This is a genomic window from Mesorhizobium sp. CA12, assembly GCF_020165255.1.
GTDB lineage: Bacteria > Pseudomonadota > Alphaproteobacteria > Rhizobiales > Rhizobiaceae > Mesorhizobium.
The window spans coordinates 50,293-67,329 of record NZ_JAIUHT010000014.1 but is presented as its reverse complement, the minus strand read 5'-3'; the positions used below and the strand labels follow the sequence as shown (position 1 = coordinate 67,329).

Genomic DNA, 17,037 nt, shown 5'->3' with positions numbered 1-17,037 from the left:
GCGAATTCTGGGAAGGATAGACCATGCATCTTTCGACTCACAATTGGATGCGGGCGGAACCGCTGGAGGTGACGCTCAAGCGCATCAAGAAATTCGGCTACGAATCGATCGAGATTTCCGGCGAGCCCGAGCAGTACAAGACCAAGGAGACGCGCGCGCTCCTGAAGGAGCACGGCATCCGCTGCTGGGGCTCGGTGACTCTGATGCTCGGCGAGCGCAATCTCGCCGCCAGGGACCAGGGCCAGCGCGAGCGGTCCGTCCAATACGTCAAGGACGTGCTCACCATGGTCAGCGAGCTCGATGGCGAGATCATCACGCTGGTGCCGGCGACCGTCGGCAAGGTCGTGCCGGACGGCACCGAGGCGGAGGAATGGGGATGGGTGGTCGATGCCACGCGCGAATGTTTCAGCCATGCCAGGAAGGTCGGCGTCAGGATCGCCGTCGAGCCGCTCAACCGCTTCGAGACCTACCTCTTCAACCGCGGCGCCCAGGCGCTGGCGCTCGCCGATGCGGTGAGCCCCGAATGCGGCGTCTGCCTCGACGCCTACCATATCCACATGGAGGAATTTAACGTCTATGACGCGATCCGTCAGGTCGGAAAGCGCCTGTTCGATTTCCATGTCGCTGACAACAACCGCTTCGCAGCCGGCCTTGGCCAGATCGACTGGCCGAAGATTGTGCGCACGCTGAAGGAAGTCGGCTATGACGGCGCGCTGACCAACGAGTTCGTCGCGCCCGTCGACCGCACCCCGGCGGCGCCCTATCCGGAGATGGTCGAGCGCAATCCGGTCGACATCTCGCCCGAGCAGCTCAAATTCATCCAGGACCACGGCTCCAGCGTGCTCACGGAAAAATTCTACACCGACCAGATGCGCATCACCGCCGAAACGCTGCTGCCGCTGATCAAGTAGAAACCTGTCCCTTCCACCCGGCGGGCGGAGGGGCCGAAGGGAAAACATGCGCATCAAAAGCGTCCAGGCCTGGTGGGTTCGTATCCCGATCGAAGTCGCGAAGCAGCATCGCAGCGACTTCGGTCAGGTGACGACGTTCGACGCCGCCATTCTGCGCATCGAGACCGCTGACGGCCTTGTCGGCTGGGGCGAGGGCAAGAACGCCGCCGGTAGCGCCGGCAGCTATGGCGCGCTCGTCCATATGCTCAACCACGAGATCGGCCCGCAGCTGATCGGTTGCGATCCGGCCGACATCGGCATCATCTGGGAAATGCTCTATAACGGCGTGCGGCATGAGACGGCGGCGCATGCCGGCCATGCCATGCCGCAGCTGGCGCGGCGCGGCATGAGTGTGGCGGCGATCAGCGCCGTCGACATCGCGCTCTGGGACATCCTCGGCAAGTCGCTGGGGCAGCCGGTGTGGCGGCTGCTCGGCGGCCGCAAGGTCGAGCGCATGCAGGCCTATGCCTCGGGCGGCTGGGCCTCAGCCGACGCCATCGGCGAGCAGTTGACATCCTACATCGCCAAGGGCGGCTTCAAGGCGCTGAAGATGCGCATCGGCGCCATGGACGGCGCCCCGCATGTCTCGGCCGCGCGCGTGCGCGCCGCAAGGCAGGCGATCGGGCCGGATGTCGATCTGATGGTCGACGCGCACGGCACCTATACCGTCGCCGAGGCCAAGCGCTTCATCAACCTCACCGCCGATCTCGACCTTGCCTGGTTCGAGGAACCGGTGACCGCCGACGATAAGCCGGGCATGGCCGACGTGCGCGCCTCGGGATCGACGCCGATCGCCACCGGCGAAAGCGAGGCGACGCGCTATGCCTTCCGCGATCTGGCTGTGCTGAAGTCGGCCGACATCTTCCAGCCGGATCCCGCCTTCTGCGGCGGCATCAGCGAGGCGATGAAGATCGGCACCATCGCCAGCGCCTTCAACCTGCGCTTCGCGCCGCATCTATGGGCCGGCGCGCCCTGCTTCTTTGCCGGGCTGCATGTGTGTGCCGCCTCGCCCGCCAGCTTCACCATTGAATATTCGCTCGGCGCCAACCCGATGATCCACGACCTCGTCGAGGAGACTGTCGAGGCGAAGGACGGTATGATAGCGATCCCTGAAAAGCCTGGATTGGGATTCACCATCTCCGAGCGATTCCTGGAGGCGCACGCGCAACGTATTTGACGATGAAAGAAAAGAACCTTCTCGCGGAACTCGCCGCCTATCTCTTTTCCAACTCGGACAAGGAGTCCGGCCGCACGCCCTCCGAGCGAGAGCTGGCGGAACATTTCGGCGTCAGCCGCGGCCAAATTCGCGAGGCGCTGGCCATCCTCGAGGCCATGCGCATTGTCGTGCGGCGCGCCAAATCCGGCATCTATATCGACACCAAGCAGGCGAGCGTGGAAGCGCTGGCGCTGTTCGCCCGCGCCGGCCTGCCGCTCGATCCGGTGCAGATCTACGAAACCGTCGAGCTGCGCAAGATCCACGAGATCAAGGCGGCCGAGCTTGCCTGCTCGCGCGCCACCGAGGAGAACTTCGAGCGCCTGCGCGAGATCCTGAAGGCTTCCGAAGAGCGCATCGCCGCCGGCGAAGGCCTCGCCAAGGAAGATCGCGAGTTTCACCTCGAGATCGTGCGCGCGACCAAGAACAGCGTCTTCCACAACATCTGCAGCGTCTATTACCTGATGGGCGAGCAGCGCCTGCCGATCTATTTCAACGATCCCGAACGCTCGGTGCGTTCGCATGCCGAGCATATCCAGATCTACGAAGCGCTGCTGCGCCGCGACGGCAACCTCGCCCAGGCCCTGATGAATGCTCATTTGCAGGGCGCCGAGAGCTACTGGAAGGGGATCATCGAAGGCCGCGGAATGGAGCCGAAAAGCGCGGCACTCGAAAAGGCTTAAGCAATTCCAGGAAGGTGTGGACGGTCAGGTTCGGCACCTTTGCCGTAGCCTTTCGTCCGAAACTGCGTCAACCCACAGGAACAGGGCAGTTCTCCGTTCCGTGAAACGGCGAAATGCCCTTGAGCATTTTGCAGCCAGACGTTTAGCTTGGCATCGCACAAATGCGGAAATGGAACCCCATGCGCAAGATCCTGTCGACGCATCCGCTGCACCCACGCGCCACGGCGATGCTGGCCGGCGCCGGGAGGCTTGCGATCGCTTCCGCGCTCGATGCCAAGACACTGACCACCGAGGCCCGCGACGCCGACATCATCATCGTGCGCGCGCCGCTGCCCCCGGAGCTGTTTGCGGGTGCTTCGAGCCTGCGCGCCGCGATCCGCCACGGCGCCGGACTGGACATGATCCCGGTCGAGGCCGCGACCGCCGCCGGCGTGCTGGTGGCGAACGTGCCCGCCGTCAACGCCCGCTCGGTCGCCGAGCATGTGATGTTCACCGCCCTTGCGCTGCTGCGGCGCTTCCGCGTGATGGACCGCGACCTGCGCGCCAAGGGCTGGCTTGCCGGCCGCGAGCACGCCAACTCGACCAGCGAGCTGGCCGGCAAGACCATCGGCATCGTCGGCCTCGGCGCGGTCGGCCAGGCTGTCGGCCACATCGCCGCGCACGGCTTCGACCTCAATGTCGTGGCGACCACGCGCAGCCTGCGTCCGGCGCCCGAACGCGTCGGCTTCCTGTCGATCGATGCGCTGGTCGAGCAGAGCGACATCATCGTGCTCTGCTGCCCGCTGACGCAGGAAACGCGCAGCCTCATAAGTCGCGAGCGCATTGCCCGCATGAAACCCAACACGCTGCTGATCAATGTCTCGCGCGGCCCGGTGGTGGATGACGAGGCGCTGATCGAAGCCCTGCGTGCCGGCCGCATCGGCGGCGCTGCGCTCGACGTTTTTGCGACCCAACCGCTGCCGCCGAACCATCCCTATTTCGGCTTCGACAACGTCATCGTCACCCCGCATATGGCCGGCATCACCGAGGAATCGATGATGCGCATGGGTGTCGGCGCCGCCGGCGAGGCCTTGCTGGTGCTCGCCGGCAAGCTGCCCGTCAATCTGCGCAATCCGGAAGTTATCGAGCACTATCGCCGGCGTTTTCCGGTCGGCGAATAGTTCCGCGGCGAGCATCGCGACGGTGTAGACCTGAGATGCGGGCCAGCCTTTCCGGACTTGCGTCCTGATGGCCTGCGCAGTCACCGGCCAAGCAAAGCCTCGACCGCGGCGGCAATGCGCAGCAGATGACTGTCATGCCCGTGTTTGCCCACCAGCATCAATCCGGCCGGCAGGTTCGTGCCGGGCATCGGCAGCGAGATCGCGCAAAGGTCGAACTGGTTGGCGACCTGCGTGTTGCGCAAGAGCAGTCCTTCCGTCTTGTCGCGCAGAGCTTCGTCGCCGGCCATGGCGGAGATGGACGGCGCGACCATCGGCACGGTCGGCAATGCCAGAACATCGACCGTCTCCAGCCGTTGCGCCATGGCCGCCACAAGCTCGGCGCGCCGGCGGATCGTCCGGATGTAGGCCGAGGCAGGGACAGCCAGCGCGCGCGCCAATGGCCCGGTGACGTGCGGATCGACCGGCACAGAGGCGCCGCCCGCCAGCCAATCGGCATGCACCTCCGCGCCTTCCATGGACGCGATCGTCCCGCGCCTGGTTGCTGCGCGCATCTCGGCGATAAGATCGTCGATGGACAAATCGGCGGCGCGGGCGCCGGCTCGTCCGATCCTGTCGATGCAGGCCTCGAAAACTTCGGCGACCTTCGCCTGCGTTTCGCCGAACAAGACGCCGCGTGGAATGCCGACGCGCAGGCCGGCGAGCGAGCCCGGCTGAGGACCGGCGGGCTCTTGTCCCGCCATGACCGCATCGGCGATCGCGCAATCGGCGACGCTGCGGGCAAGCGGACCGATCGAATCCAGCGTCATCGACAGCGGAAAGGCTCCCGTCAAAGGCACGCGCCGCGCCGTCGGCTTGAAGCCGACGACGCCGTTGAGCGAGGCGGGGATGCGCACCGAGCCGCCGGTGTCCGAACCGATCGAGATGTCGCTTGTGCCCTCGCCGATCGCAACGCCGGCTCCAGATGACGAGCCGCCCGGGATGAGGCCGACATCGGCAGCGTTGCCCGGTGTGCCGTAATGCGGATTGTCGCCGATCGCGGTGAAAGCGAACTCGGTCATGTTGGTCTTGCCGAGGATGACCGCGCCCGCCTGGCGCAGCCTTTGCACGATCGCTGCGTCCCGCGCCGCCGGTTCGGCGCTGGCGCGGATCAGCGATCCGGCCGCTGTCGGCTCGCCGGCGACGTCGAACAGATCCTTGATCGAAACGATGCGCCCGTCGAGCGGCCCAAGGCTGACGCCGGCCTTGCGGCGGGCATCGGACGCATCGGCGGCTGCCCGCGCGGCCTCGGCATAGAGCTTCGTATAGACCTTCTCATCCCCCGCCCGATTGGCAAGACGTGACAGGATGATTTCAAGACGGTCGCGGATGGATTGCATTTTCGATGTCGGGCCTTGCAAAATTGCAACGTCTTTTAACCGTGCGGCCTGGTCTTGGCCGGCGAAGAGATAACCCGGCAAGTGTGCCTTTGCACCCTGCCAGCGATGGAAAGATGCTGATGCTGTACAAAGGCAGCTGCCACTGCGGCAAGGTGGCGTTCGAGGTCGAAGGCGAGCTCGGCATAGCCGTGCGCTGCAATTGCTCGATCTGCTCACGTAAGGGCGCGCTTTTGTGGGCCGTGCCGCACGAAAAGCTCAATCTGGTCGCCTGGGGCGACGACCTCGGCCGCTACACCTTCGGCAAGGCTCAAATCGCGCACCGATTCTGCCGCACATGCGGCATGCACCCCTTTGCCGAGGACGTCGGCCAAGGCAACGAACGGTCCGCCTATATCAACATCAACTGCCTCGACGGCGTCGACATCGCCGGCATCGAAGTGTTCGAGTTCGACGGCCGCTCGGCTTGAAGATTGACCGGCCCGGCGCTCGTGAGAGCCGCCGGGGCCGATACTCGCGAGGGCGAGCGGCCTACTCGGCGGTCTGCTTGGCCCCATCAGGAAGGCCACAGCGCCGCGAGCAAGTCAGCAGGCTAAGACTTCTATCCGGCGTGCCGCAGGCTCACACCGCTGCCTTTATCGAACATCACCACCTTGTCGGGGTTCCAGGCAAAGCGCACCGGCTCTTCGATAGCCACGTCGGTCCTGGCCGGCACCGTGGCCCGCAGCATCGTGTCGCCGACCCTGAGCGTCAGGATCTTTTCCACGCCATGGTTCTCGACATCGTGCACGCGTGCCTCGACCGAAGCCCCGCTCTCCAGATAGACGTCCTCCGGACGGATGCCGAAGACGAGCGGGCGACCGTCGGCCGCGCCGCTCGTCCTGCCCCCGCCAAAGCTCTTGGCGCCAATTGTGAGCGGCAGTTCGAAATTCACCGGCGCCATCACCGCGCGGTCGTTGACCAGCCTGCCGTCGATGAGGTTCATCGGCGGCGAGCCGACGAAGCTCGCGACATAGGTGTCGCGCGGATTGTTGTAGATCTCATGCGGCGTGCCCGTCTGCACGATGCGGCCATGGTTGAGCACGCCGACCTTGTCGCCCATCGACATAGCCTCGATCTGGTCGTGCGTGACGAACAGGAACGTGGCGCCGAGTTGCATCTGAAGGTTCTTCAATTCCGTGCGCAGCGCCTCGCGCAGCTTGGCGTCGAGCGCCGAGAGCGGCTCGTCCATCAGGAACACGCGCGGTTTGCGCACGATCGCTCGGCCGATCGAGACGCGCTGCATCTCGCCGCCGGAAAGCCGGTCGGTCTTGCGGTCGAGCAGATGTTCGATCCTGAGCGTGCGGGCGGCGCGCGCGACACGGTCCTTGATCTCGGCATCCGGCAGCCGGCGGATCTTCGGCTTCAGCGGAAATTCGAGGTTCTGCCGCACAGTGTAGCGCGGATAAAGCGAATATTGCTGCAGCACCAGCGCGACGTCGCGCTCGGCCGCGCCCCAGTCGGCAACGTCGACGCCGTCGATGAGAACCTGCCCCTCGGTCGGCTTATCCAGTCCGGCGATCAGGCGTAGCGTCGTCGTCTTGCCGGCGCCGGTCTCGCCAAGCAGCACGAAGAACTCGCCGTCGGCTATGTCGAGGTTCAGACCCGTCAGCGCGGTGTGGCTGCCGTATTTCTTGGTGATGTTCTTCAGTTCGATATGGGCCATTACAGCCTTACTCCCAGCGACTTGCCGCTTGCCGTGTCGAAAAAGTGCGCCTGCTCGGGATCGATGCGGACATGGACTTTCTCACCGGGGCCCGAGACGTAGCCCGCCTTGGTGCGGGCGCGCAGCATCGTGGAGCCGAGCCTGAGATCGACAATGTCGAAGGACCCGAGCGGCTCGATGATGCTCGCCTCGACTGACATGTAGCCGGGCGCCGCATCGTGCCGCACGAGTACGCCCTCCGGGCGGATGCCGAGCGTCAGGCCGCCATTGGCTGCATGCCCGTTGAGCCTGGACAGGAGCTGGCGCGGGAACTCGAAGCCAGCCGGCGCATCGCCGACGGTTACGGAGGCAGCGCCCGCCTGATCCGCGACACTGGCCTCGGCGATGTTCATCACCGGGCTGCCGACGAACTGCGCCACAAACAGGTTTGCCGGATGCGAATAGACCTCATCCGGCGTTCCGACCTGCTGGATGAAGCCTTCATGCATGATGACGATGCGGTCGGCGAGGCTCATCGCCTCGATCTGGTCGTGCGTGACATAAATCGTGGTCGACCCTTGCTTGACGTGCAGGCGCTTGATCTCGGCGCGCATCTCCTCGCGCAGCTTGGCGTCGAGCGCGCCGATCGGCTCGTCCATCAGCATTGCCTTCGGGCGCCGCACCAGCGCACGACCGATGGCCACGCGCTGCATGTCGCCGCCCGAGAGCGCCGACGGTCTCTTGTCGAGCAGATCGGTGATGCGCAGGACCCGGGCGACCTCGCGCACGGACTTGTCGACTTCGCCGCTGCTCATGCGCATTGCACGCAGCGGAAAGGCGACGTTCTCGAACACCGTCATATGCGGGTAGAGCGAGAAGGACTGGAACACCATGGCGATGTCGCGGTCGGCCGCCTTGAGGTGCTGCACCGGCTTGCCGTCGATCAGGATGTCGCCCTGGTCGATCGTCTCCAGCCCTGCCACGGCGCGCAGCGTTGTGGTCTTGCCGCAGCCCGACTGGCCGAGCAGCACGATGAACTCGTTGTCGGCGATGGCCAGGTTCAGATTATGGATGACCTGGACGGCACCGAAGAATTTCTCGATGCCGCGAAGTTCGATCTGCGTCACTGGCGGGCTCCCTCATGCGTCGCGGCGCCGGTTTCCTCGCTCTGCTCCGGTGCGATCTTGGACGTGATGTTGAAGCCGATCAGCCCGATCAGAATGATCGTCACACCGTATGAATGCAGGCCGAGGCTCCATGGTTGGCAGAGCGCTACGATGCCCAGCACCATGAGGATTTGCGAGGCCGGCAGCAGGTACTTTTCGTTGGTGGAGCGAAAACTCATTTGCGGATTGCTCCGAACGTCACGCCGCGAAGCAGATGGTTGCGCAGCAGGAAGGTGAAGATTGCGACCGGCAACAGGAACAGGAAGGTACCCGCCGCGATCGTCGTCCAGTCCGGCAGGCCGGAGCCGATCTGCGAGGGGATGAAGGGCGGCGCCGTCTGGGCGCGCCGGTTGGTCATGATCAGCGCAAAGGCGTATTCGTTCCAGGCAGTGATGAAGCAGAACACGGCAGTCGCCGCGATGCCGGTCGCGGCCTCGGGCAGCACGATCTTGAAGAAGGCCTGCATGCGCGTATAGCCGTCGACGAGTGCTGCTTCCTCATACTCCTTCGGGATCTCGTCCATGAAGCCCTTCATCAGCCAGACCGAGAAGGACAGGTTAAAGGCAACGTAGAGGATGATCAGGCCGATATGCGAATCGTTGAGGCCGACCATCCGGTACATCAGGAACATTGGGATTGCGACCACCACCGGCGGCAGCATGCGGGTCGACAGGATGAAGAAGAGCAGGTCCGCCTCGCCCGCGATCTTGAAGCGTGAGAAGCCATAGGCGGTGAAGGTTCCCATGCCCACAGCCAGCACCGTGCTGATCACAGCCACGATCAGGCTGTTCATGAACCGGTCGGGATATTGCGAAAGCTGCACGTCCTTGCCGACCTTGAGAACCCGCTCGCCGCCGTCATAGATGCGTTTTTCCCACCAGGGCGCGGCATCGTAGACTTGCGGATCGACGGGCTTCTGCATCTGCACGCGCTTGGTGAAGAGCCGCACGAACGGCGTCACCTCAGGCTCGAACAGCACGGTGGGCGGGACGCTGACGGCGAGCTCCTTCGGCTTGAAGGCCGTCGAGGCGATCCAGTAGATCGGTGCCAGGAAGATCAGCGTCGCGATCAGCACCGCGGCGATGGCGATGCGGTTGAAGGCGACCTCGGAAGAAGTGCGGACGGCGGCCATGTCAGCGCTCCTTCACCTTGTTGAGATACTTCACGTAGAGGTTGGTGATGGCCAGCACCATGATCAGCACGATGTAGGCCAGCGCGCAGGACTTGCCCGTATCCCACTGCTGGAAGGCCTGCTTGTAGAGCCGGATCGCGATCAGCTCGGCGGTCGGCTGGGTGGTCATGGTGTAGGCAATGTCGAAGGTCTTGAAGGCTTCCATGGTGCGGAAGATCAGCGCGATCAGAAGGATCGGCGAGACCAGCGGCAAGGTGATGCGAGTGAAGGTGTACCACCACCCGGCGCGGTCGATCGCGGCCGCCTCGTAGAGATGCTGCGGCACGGCCGAGAGACCGGCGAGCGACAGCAGCATGACGAAAGGCGACCACATCCAGATATCGGTGATCGCGACCGCGTAGAGCGCGCTGTCGGGATTGGAGAGCCAGGCGAAGTCGCCAAGGCCGAAGACATAGTTGATCGGTCCCCAGGACGGGCTGTAGAGCAATTGCCAGAACAGGCCGACGACCGCCGCGGACATCATCATCGGCAACAGCAGCAGCGTGGTGATCAGGCCCTTCATCGGAAAGCTGCGGTTGAGCAGAAGCGCAAGGCCAAAGCCGACGATCATCTGCCCAGCCACCGAAACGATCACGTATTTGGCGGTGATGACGAAGTTCGACCAGATGTGATCGTCGCTCAGCAGCTCACGATAGTTCTGCAAGCCGACGAACTGCCAGGGTTCGCTGCGGTTCGCGGCGAAGTTCGTGAAGGAATAGCCGAGCGAATAGATCAGCGGGAAAATATTGAAGACGATCAGAAAGACCAGCGTCGGGATGATGAACAGGTTGCGGATGGTCAGATCGGACCAGCCGCGAGCGGCGGCCCTGGACGCTGGATCAAGATTGGTAAGGGCTACCGAAGCCAACTTTGTCTCCTGAAAACAGGAATGCCGGAGGGGGAAACCTCCTCCGGCATTCTGACTGCGATGCTTACTTGTAACGGTTGTATTTGGTGAAGGTCGCCTTCCAGTCGGCGGCCGTCTTGTCGAGCGCCTCCTGGGCGGTACCCTTGCCGCCGACCACGAACGGATAGATGTTCTGGTTCAGCTGATCGAGCACTTCGGCGTATTCAGGCGTTGCCCAGAAGTCCTTGACCATGAACATCGTGTCATAGAACGCCTTGTTGTAGGGCGTCGCGTTCTGGAAGGCTTCGGACTTCAGCACGGCCTGGCTGCAGGTGTAGCCGCCGAGCTCGGCCCACTTCTTCTGGGTCTCGTCCTTGATGAACCACTCGAGGAACTTCATCGCCTCGTCCTTGTTCTTCGAATACGAGACGACCGAGATGCCCTGGCCGCCGAGCGCGGCGAAGCGCTTGCCGTCCGGGCCGGCCGGATTGGCGAAGAAGCCGGTGACGTCGGCATAGGGGTTGGTGGCCTTGTTCACCAGCGGCGGGAAGAAGGCGAAGAAGTTCATGCTCATCGCTGCCAGGCCGCCGGTGATCGCCTGGTTGTCTTCCACGAAGAAGGTCTTGCCCCAGCCCGGAGGCGTGAACTTGTAGAGTTGCTTGTACATGTCGAGGCCGGCGGCGGCTTCCTTGGAGTTGGTGATGCCGTCGACCTTGTAGGTCGCGTAGTCGCCGAGATCGCCGCCATAGCTGAAGATGGCGCTTTCGACGCCCATCGCCATCGCGTCATAGGAATTGTCGGTGTAGATGGCCACGCCGTACCGCTTCTGGTCCGGACGGTGGAAGAACTCGGCGATGTCGCGCAGCTGCGCATAGGTCGTCGGCACCGCGAGGTCGTAGCCGTATTTGGCCTTGAAGGCTTCCTTCTCCTTCGGGTCCTCGAACCAGTCCTTGCGATAGGACCAGCCGATCGCGTCGCCTTCCAGCGGGATCGCCCAGTATTTGCCGGAACCGCCCGGATACTCGGCGTAATACTTGATGGTCGCGGGCGCCATCACGTCGCCAAGCTTGTGCTGGTTGAAGAAGTCGGTCAGGTCGACATAGTGGCCTTGCGTCGAACCGGCGCCCAGCCATTGCGAGTCGCCGACGACCATGTCGTAGGCATCGCCATGCGCGTTGAACTCGGTGAAGGCCTTGGTCTGGAAGTCGGGCCACGGCGTCGTCTGAACGGTGACCTTCACGCCGGTTTCGGCCGTGTAGTCGTTGACGAGTTCCTGCAGATAGTTCGCCGGGTCCCATTCCGCCCAGAAGATGGTGAGTTCTTTATCCTGCGCGCGGACGGATGTCCCGCAGGCAAGCGCCAGCCCAATACCAGCAATCACGCTGGTCATAATCTTGCGCATAGTTTTCCTCCCTTGTGCGCATTCTACCGTCTCATGCGAGCCGGCGGCGAAGCCGGCCTTGGTAGTTCCTCCTGTGATGGCACCTCTCCGGTCCAGGCCTCCCACCCTGTCGGAAATGGATCGCAACCTTCACTTTGATCCGCTTTATCGGTCCTAAATCTGGTATTACCAATTCCCGCTTGACGTCAAGCGCTTTCTTGGGAGGCTAGGCGCAGACGAACGAGCCCACCATTATGGCATCTGCCTGTTTTCCCTTGTTTTTCCTACTCCTTGATACGCCGATCCCTTGTAAGGGCCAGCTCACCCCATTTAACATTCAAAATCGTCCCCACAATCTGGTCGAACCAGATTTATCCGATCGTCGCCCCAGGCGCCGCAGCCATTCCTGCAGATTTCGCCTCCGATTCCGCCATTGCGGCGCGCACCAGCGCGCCTGCCGCCCACTGCGCGACCGACATCATCTCGGCGCTGTTCAGTCCCCAGATGTCCTTCAGCACCGTGACCACCTCGACGCCGAACATCAGCGACAGCGCCTGGGCCAGGCGCGCGAGCTGGCGCGGCTTCAAGCGCCCCTTGAGCGGCGCGATCGCATCCTTCAACAAATCGACGCGATGACCGCGAATGAAGGCCGGTTCGGATCCCAGCGTGCCCGCCTGGCGCTGCGCCCATTGATCGAGGGACAGTTTCAGCGCCGCCTTGAACGTTGCCTCGAAGGCTTCGATGCGCGGCATCGCGGTCGCGAACAGATCTGCCACGCGCCGCTCGGCATCGTCGGACGTCGACTTCCAGGTAAGGATAGGGCCCAGCCCTTCATCGACCACGGCCTGCACCAGCGCCGCCTGGCTCGGGAAATAGCGGTAGGCGGTGGCGCGCGACACCTCTGCCGCCTCCGCGACCTCGCTGACCGAAGGGGTCATGCCTGATTGCATCAGCCTCGTCGCCGTTTCCAGCATCAGCCGCTTTGTGCGGGCGCGCGGCCCCTTCTCGGCGGCCGGCGCCTGTGCGGCGTCATCGATGGAGGCGGCTTGTTGACGTGAGACATCCATATCAATACGATACGCGCGTCTCAAAAATTTGCAATGGCGCAATGCCGGTCAATAACGGGTCCCCACCAGCGATGAGGCTTTAGCCGAGGAGCTTGAGGGTGGGGCAAAAAATTAGGGTCCCCACCAGCGACGAGGCTTTGCCGAGGAGCTTGAGGATGGGGCAAAAAAGGCCGGCGGCAAAGCCGGCCATGCCGGACGGGGAACCGCGGATGAAGCGCATTTATGTGATCGGCACCGCCGACACCAAAGGCGAGGAACTCGCCTTCCTGGCCGATGCCGTCGCCAAGGCCGGCGGCGCGGTCGTCCGTGTCGATATCGGCACGCGAGGCGCGACCGTCCCGGTGGATATCCCTGCCAGCGAGGTCGCCGCGCATCATCCCAAGGGAGCCGGCGCTGTTCTCGGCATCGACGATCGCGGCACCGCCGTTGCCGGCATGGGCGCGGCCTTCGTCAATTTCATCCAGTCACGTGACGACATCGCCGGGGTGATCGGCATCGGCGGCGGCGGCGGCACCTCGATCGTCACCGCCGGCATGCGGGCGTTGCCGCTCGGCCTGCCGAAGATCATGGTCTCGACATTGGCCTCCGGCGATACCGCGCCTTACGTCGATATCTCCGACATCATCATGATGCCGTCGGTCACCGACATGGCAGGACTGAACAGACTCTCCCGCATGGTGCTGCACAATGCCGCCCAGGCGATCGCCGGCATGGCCGCGAAGCCCGCCTCGGCCGCCGCCGGCAAGCCGGCGCTGGGACTCACCATGTTCGGCGTCACCACGCCCTGTGTGACGGCGATCGTCGACCGATTGCGCCCCGACTATGACTGTATGGTCTTCCACGCCACCGGCACCGGCGGCCGCTCGATGGAGAAGCTCGCCGACAGCGGTCTGCTGGCCGGCGTCCTCGACATCACCACGACCGAGGTGTGCGATTTCCTGTTCGGCGGGGTGCTGCCGGCGACCGAGGATCGCTTCGGCGCGATTGCGCGCACGAAATTGCCCTATGTCGGCTCGGTCGGCGCGCTCGACATGGTCAACTTCTGGGCGCCGCCGACAATCCCGGAAAAATATCGTGGGCGGCTCTTCTACGAGCACAATCCCAATGTCACGCTGATGCGCACCACCGCCGAAGAATGCCGCCGGATCGGCGAATGGATCGGTGGCCGCCTCGCCCGATGCGACGGTCCGGTCCGTTTCCTGATTCCGGAGAAGGGCGTATCGGCGCTCGATATCGAAGGCGGCGCCTTCTTCGATCCGGAAGCCGACGCCGTGCTGTTTGAGGCCATCGAGCGCACGATCGAACCGACCAGGAACCGCACCGTGACGCGCCTGCCGCTGCACATCAACGACCCCGCCTTCGCCAAGGCCGCGGCGGAGGCCTTCCTCGACATCGCCAAAAAGTGAGACAAGACAAGCATGGCTGCCATTCCGCGCAAAACGATCCTGGAAAAATTCCGCAAGATGATCGCCGACGGCGTGCCGATCATCGGCGGCGGCGCCGGGACCGGCCTGTCGGCCAAGGCCGAGGAAGCCGGCGGCATCGACCTGATCATCATCTACAATTCCGGCCGCTATCGCATGGCCGGCCGCGGCTCGGCCGCCGGCCTGCTTGCCTACGGCAACGCCAACGAGATCGTCAAGGAAATGGCCTATGAGGTGCTGCCGGTGGTCAAGAAGACGCCGGTGCTGGCCGGCGTCAACGGCACCGACCCTTTCGTCATCATGCCGCTGCTGCTCGCAGAGCTGAAGACGATGGGCTTTTCCGGCGTGCAGAATTTTCCGACCGTCGGCCTGTTCGACGGCACCATGCGCCAGAGTTTCGAGGAGACCGGCATGGGTTTCGGGCTCGAGGTCGACATGATCGCCGAGGCGCGCAAGCTCGACCTGCTCACCACGCCCTACGTCTTCAACCCCGACGAGGCGCGCGCCATGGCACGTGCCGGCGCCGATATCGTCGTCGCCCATATGGGCGTCACCACCGGCGGCTCGATCGGCGCCACTTCGGCGAAAACGCTCGACGCCTGCGTCAAGGAAATCGACGCCATTGCCGATGCCGCGCGCTCGGTGCGCAAGGACGTCATCCTGCTTTGCCATGGCGGACCGATCTCGATGCCCGACGACGCGCGCTACATTCTCGAACGCTGCGAGGGCTTGCATGGCTTTTACGGCGCAAGCTCGATGGAACGGCTACCGGCGGAAGCGGCGATCGCCAAGCAGACGGCGGATTTCAAGGCGGTCGCGCTTCGCGACCAGAAGACAGAAGCAAAGAAAAAGAAGGGATGAGGCAATGGCCGACAGGAGCAAGGTGTTCGTCTACCCGAAGGATGTCAGCGCCTTCGGCTTCGACTGGGGCAAGCTGTCGCTGACCGTCGCGCCGGAAGTGAACGGCGCCGAACGATTCTCCGGCGGTGTCGTCGACTTACCGCCGGGCAAAGGCCACACCCGCCACAACCATCCGGGCGCCGAAGAGATCATCTTCGTCATCTCCGGCAATGGCGAGCAGATGGTCGAGGATGAGAAAGGCAATCCGGTAGTAGCGAAGGTCGGCCCCGGCTGCACCATCTATGTGCCGGAAAGCCGCTTCCATTCGACGCTCAACACCGGCGACCAGCCGATGCAGCTGTTTGTTGTCTATTCGCCGGCTGGGCCGGAACTCGCGCTGCGAGAGCTACCGGACTTCAGGCTGCTGCCGGCTGGCAAATGATGATGTTTCCTTTTCCCCGTTCCAGCGCTGGTCGACCCCCACTCCGTCTCGGCTTCGCCGAGCCACCTCTCCCTCGATCGACGGGGGAGAGGAAAGGCGCCAAGCTTTTTGCCGTCAGCGCTCGTCCAGCAAGGCTCCTTTCCTTTCCCTCCGGAGGGGGGAAAGGTGGCGCTGCGAAGCAGCGACGGATTGGGGGAACCACCTGGCAATCAAGCCTCAGGTCGATCACTCACGCCAGTACGGAAGATATGTGCATAGCGTAGCGCAACCGGGGAGAAGGTGCCCGAAGGGCGGATGAGGGCAGCGCCGACCTTCTCCTTAAGAAATCCCGCCCCTGTTCCACCCACGTCCGCGGTCGCCGAACATCACATAGCCGGTGTCCGTTACCGCCACCGTGTCCTCCAGCTTGATGAAGCCGCGCGACCGATGAAGCATGGTGGTCTCGACTGACAGCACCATGTTCTTTTCCAGCGGCTTCGCCGCATAAGTACCCTCATAGGCGACCGGGTGATTGGTCATCAGGAACGGCGCCTCATGCGTGATCAAGCCCATGCCGTGCGCGAAGAAATCCGTATAGGCCGCGACCTTGGATGCCTTCAGAACGCTCTCGGCATGCGCGATCATGTCGCCGCCCAGTATGCCGGCCTTGACCTTGGAAAAGGCCGCCTGCTGCACGGCTTCAACTTCAGCCAGAAGATCCTCCAATTCCGCATCCGGCTCGCCGAGCACGCCCATGCGGCAGAGGTCGCCGATATAGCCGTGATAGTTGCCGCCGGAATCGATCGACAACACCTCGCCCTTCTTCCAGGCCTGGCTGGACGCGGCGCGGTTGTGGCTGGAACCCAGCGTCAGCAGGCAGTATTCGAAATGCGCGCCGCGATTGGTCTCCTCGCGCCTTAGCCGCTCGATGATGTCGGTCTTGCTGGTGCCCTCCCGCGCCCAGCCAATCGTCGCCAGCATGGAATCGGTGATCAGCTCGGAAGCGATGCGCAGTTGTTCGAGTTCCGCCTCGGTCTTGATGGCGCGCATACGCTCCAGCATGTCGGTCGCGTCGATCAGCTTTGCATCCGGCAGCGCCTTGCGGATCAGCGTGTAGGCATCCGACGGCAGGAAGGCCGGCTCGATGCCGATGCGGGCGGCTTGCTTGCCGATCTCTTTGAGATGCTCCACCGCCAGATTGGCGGCATCGAGCGTGCCCCAGCAGGCGGCGTGCAAGGTCGGCGTCCAGAACGGATGGTCCTGGTGTTCGCCGCCTTCCATCTTGTTGCCGATATAGGCCGCATGTTCCGGCCCGCCCTTCTCGTAAAGGACGATCGGCAAATAGCGGCTGTGACCGATGGCATCCATCGCCGCGAAGAAGATGAACTTGTAGCCGCCGAGCAGATATTGCGTGTTGTGCTTGGAGGTGGCGAAGAGCACGTCGATGCCGGCGTCTTCCATGAGCCGATCCACCCGCGCCTGATCGAACGGGACATTGCTGACCTCGGTTTTGCCCGGAGCGATGTTCATCTGCCTCTCCCTATCTTTGTCGGCCGCAGGAGCGCCGAAAGTCATGATGTATGGCTGTTGGCCAAATCTGCATCTTTTTGGCCACTCTGGTCCAGCCAGAATTGATCACTTTCGCGCCAATGACGGG

General features: G+C 63.6%; 17 protein-coding genes. 8 read left to right on the top strand and 9 right to left on the bottom strand.

What is annotated here, in order from left to right; translation table 11 throughout:
* The first annotated feature begins 23 nt into the window (after nt 1–23).
* From LB520_RS21905 to LB520_RS21890, 4 genes are all read left to right on the top strand, one after another.
* A complete protein-coding gene (locus LB520_RS21905) occupies nt 24–911 on the top strand; it encodes a sugar phosphate isomerase/epimerase family protein (protein WP_224639177.1) in 888 nt (295 codons plus the stop codon).
* Between the two features lie 46 nt (nt 912–957).
* Nucleotides 958–2,127, top strand: a complete 1,170-nt coding sequence (locus tag LB520_RS21900) for a mandelate racemase/muconate lactonizing enzyme family protein (protein WP_224610806.1) — start codon at nt 958–960, stop codon at nt 2,125–2,127.
* 2 nt (nt 2,128–2,129) lie between these two features.
* A complete protein-coding gene (locus LB520_RS21895; RefSeq protein ID WP_095769202.1) occupies nt 2,130–2,846 on the top strand; it encodes a FadR/GntR family transcriptional regulator in 717 nt (238 codons plus the stop codon).
* 179 nt (nt 2,847–3,025) lie between these two features.
* Nucleotides 3,026–4,006 carry a hydroxyacid dehydrogenase gene (locus LB520_RS21890; RefSeq protein WP_224639175.1) on the top strand — a complete coding sequence of 327 codons (981 nt, stop codon included), beginning with the start codon at nt 3,026–3,028 and terminating at the stop codon, nt 4,004–4,006.
* An 80-nt stretch (nt 4,007–4,086) separates the two neighbouring features.
* Here LB520_RS21890 and LB520_RS21885 read toward each other — a convergent pair whose 3' ends face one another.
* A complete protein-coding gene (locus LB520_RS21885; protein ID WP_224639173.1) occupies nt 4,087–5,382 on the bottom strand; it encodes an amidase in 1,296 nt (431 codons plus the stop codon).
* Between the two features lie 119 nt (nt 5,383–5,501).
* Between LB520_RS21885 and LB520_RS21880 the strand changes: the two genes are divergently transcribed.
* Nucleotides 5,502–5,849 carry a GFA family protein gene (locus tag LB520_RS21880; protein ID WP_224639171.1) on the top strand — a complete coding sequence of 116 codons (348 nt, stop codon included), beginning with the start codon at nt 5,502–5,504 and terminating at the stop codon, nt 5,847–5,849.
* A gap of 131 nt (nt 5,850–5,980) precedes the next feature.
* Here the strand turns inward: LB520_RS21880 and LB520_RS21875 are convergent, their stop codons facing one another.
* From LB520_RS21875 to LB520_RS21845, 7 genes are all read right to left on the bottom strand, one after another.
* Nucleotides 5,981–7,084, bottom strand: a complete 1,104-nt coding sequence (locus LB520_RS21875) for an ABC transporter ATP-binding protein (RefSeq protein ID WP_224639169.1) — start codon at nt 7,082–7,084, stop codon at nt 5,981–5,983.
* Nucleotides 7,084–8,190 (bottom strand): ABC transporter ATP-binding protein, encoded by a 1,107-nt coding sequence (locus LB520_RS21870; protein WP_224639167.1) that lies wholly within the window; start codon nt 8,188–8,190, stop codon nt 7,084–7,086. Before LB520_RS21870 ends, LB520_RS21875 begins: the two co-directional genes overlap by 1 nt.
* Nucleotides 8,187–8,408, bottom strand: a complete 222-nt coding sequence (locus LB520_RS21865) for a hypothetical protein (RefSeq protein ID WP_095769197.1) — start codon at nt 8,406–8,408, stop codon at nt 8,187–8,189. Before LB520_RS21865 ends, LB520_RS21870 begins: the two co-directional genes overlap by 4 nt.
* A complete protein-coding gene (locus LB520_RS21860; protein ID WP_095769196.1) occupies nt 8,405–9,361 on the bottom strand; it encodes a carbohydrate ABC transporter permease in 957 nt (318 codons plus the stop codon). Before LB520_RS21860 ends, LB520_RS21865 begins: the two co-directional genes overlap by 4 nt.
* A 1-nt stretch (nt 9,362) precedes the next feature.
* A complete protein-coding gene (locus LB520_RS21855) occupies nt 9,363–10,268 on the bottom strand; it encodes a carbohydrate ABC transporter permease (RefSeq protein WP_095769195.1) in 906 nt (301 codons plus the stop codon).
* A gap of 64 nt (nt 10,269–10,332) precedes the next feature.
* On the bottom strand, nt 10,333–11,649 hold the full coding sequence (locus tag LB520_RS21850; RefSeq protein ID WP_095769194.1) for an ABC transporter substrate-binding protein: 1,317 nt from the start codon (nt 11,647–11,649) through the stop codon (nt 10,333–10,335).
* 350 nt (nt 11,650–11,999) lie between these two features.
* Nucleotides 12,000–12,695 carry a TetR/AcrR family transcriptional regulator gene (locus tag LB520_RS21845; RefSeq protein WP_224639165.1) on the bottom strand — a complete coding sequence of 232 codons (696 nt, stop codon included), beginning with the start codon at nt 12,693–12,695 and terminating at the stop codon, nt 12,000–12,002.
* Nucleotides 12,696–12,904: 209 nt separating this feature from the next.
* Between LB520_RS21845 and LB520_RS21840 the strand changes: the two genes are divergently transcribed.
* Genes LB520_RS21840 through LB520_RS21830 form a run of 3 tightly spaced genes read left to right on the top strand, consistent with a single transcriptional unit; the run spans nt 12,905 to nt 15,401 of the window.
* Complete coding sequence (locus tag LB520_RS21840) at nt 12,905–14,101, top strand: Tm-1-like ATP-binding domain-containing protein (RefSeq protein WP_224639163.1); 1,197 nt, start codon at nt 12,905–12,907, stop codon at nt 14,099–14,101.
* Between the two features lie 12 nt (nt 14,102–14,113).
* On the top strand, nt 14,114–14,980 hold the full coding sequence (locus tag LB520_RS21835; RefSeq protein WP_224639161.1) for a phosphoenolpyruvate hydrolase family protein: 867 nt from the start codon (nt 14,114–14,116) through the stop codon (nt 14,978–14,980).
* A gap of 4 nt (nt 14,981–14,984) precedes the next feature.
* Complete coding sequence (locus tag LB520_RS21830; protein ID WP_224639160.1) at nt 14,985–15,401, top strand: cupin domain-containing protein; 417 nt, start codon at nt 14,985–14,987, stop codon at nt 15,399–15,401.
* Nucleotides 15,402–15,719: 318 nt separating this feature from the next.
* Here LB520_RS21830 and LB520_RS21825 read toward each other — a convergent pair whose 3' ends face one another.
* The gene (locus LB520_RS21825) at nt 15,720–16,910 is read right to left on the bottom strand and encodes a M24 family metallopeptidase (protein WP_224639158.1); all 1,191 of its coding nucleotides are present in this window, start codon (nt 16,908–16,910) and stop codon (nt 15,720–15,722) included.
* Nucleotides 16,911–17,037 lie beyond the last annotated feature (127 nt).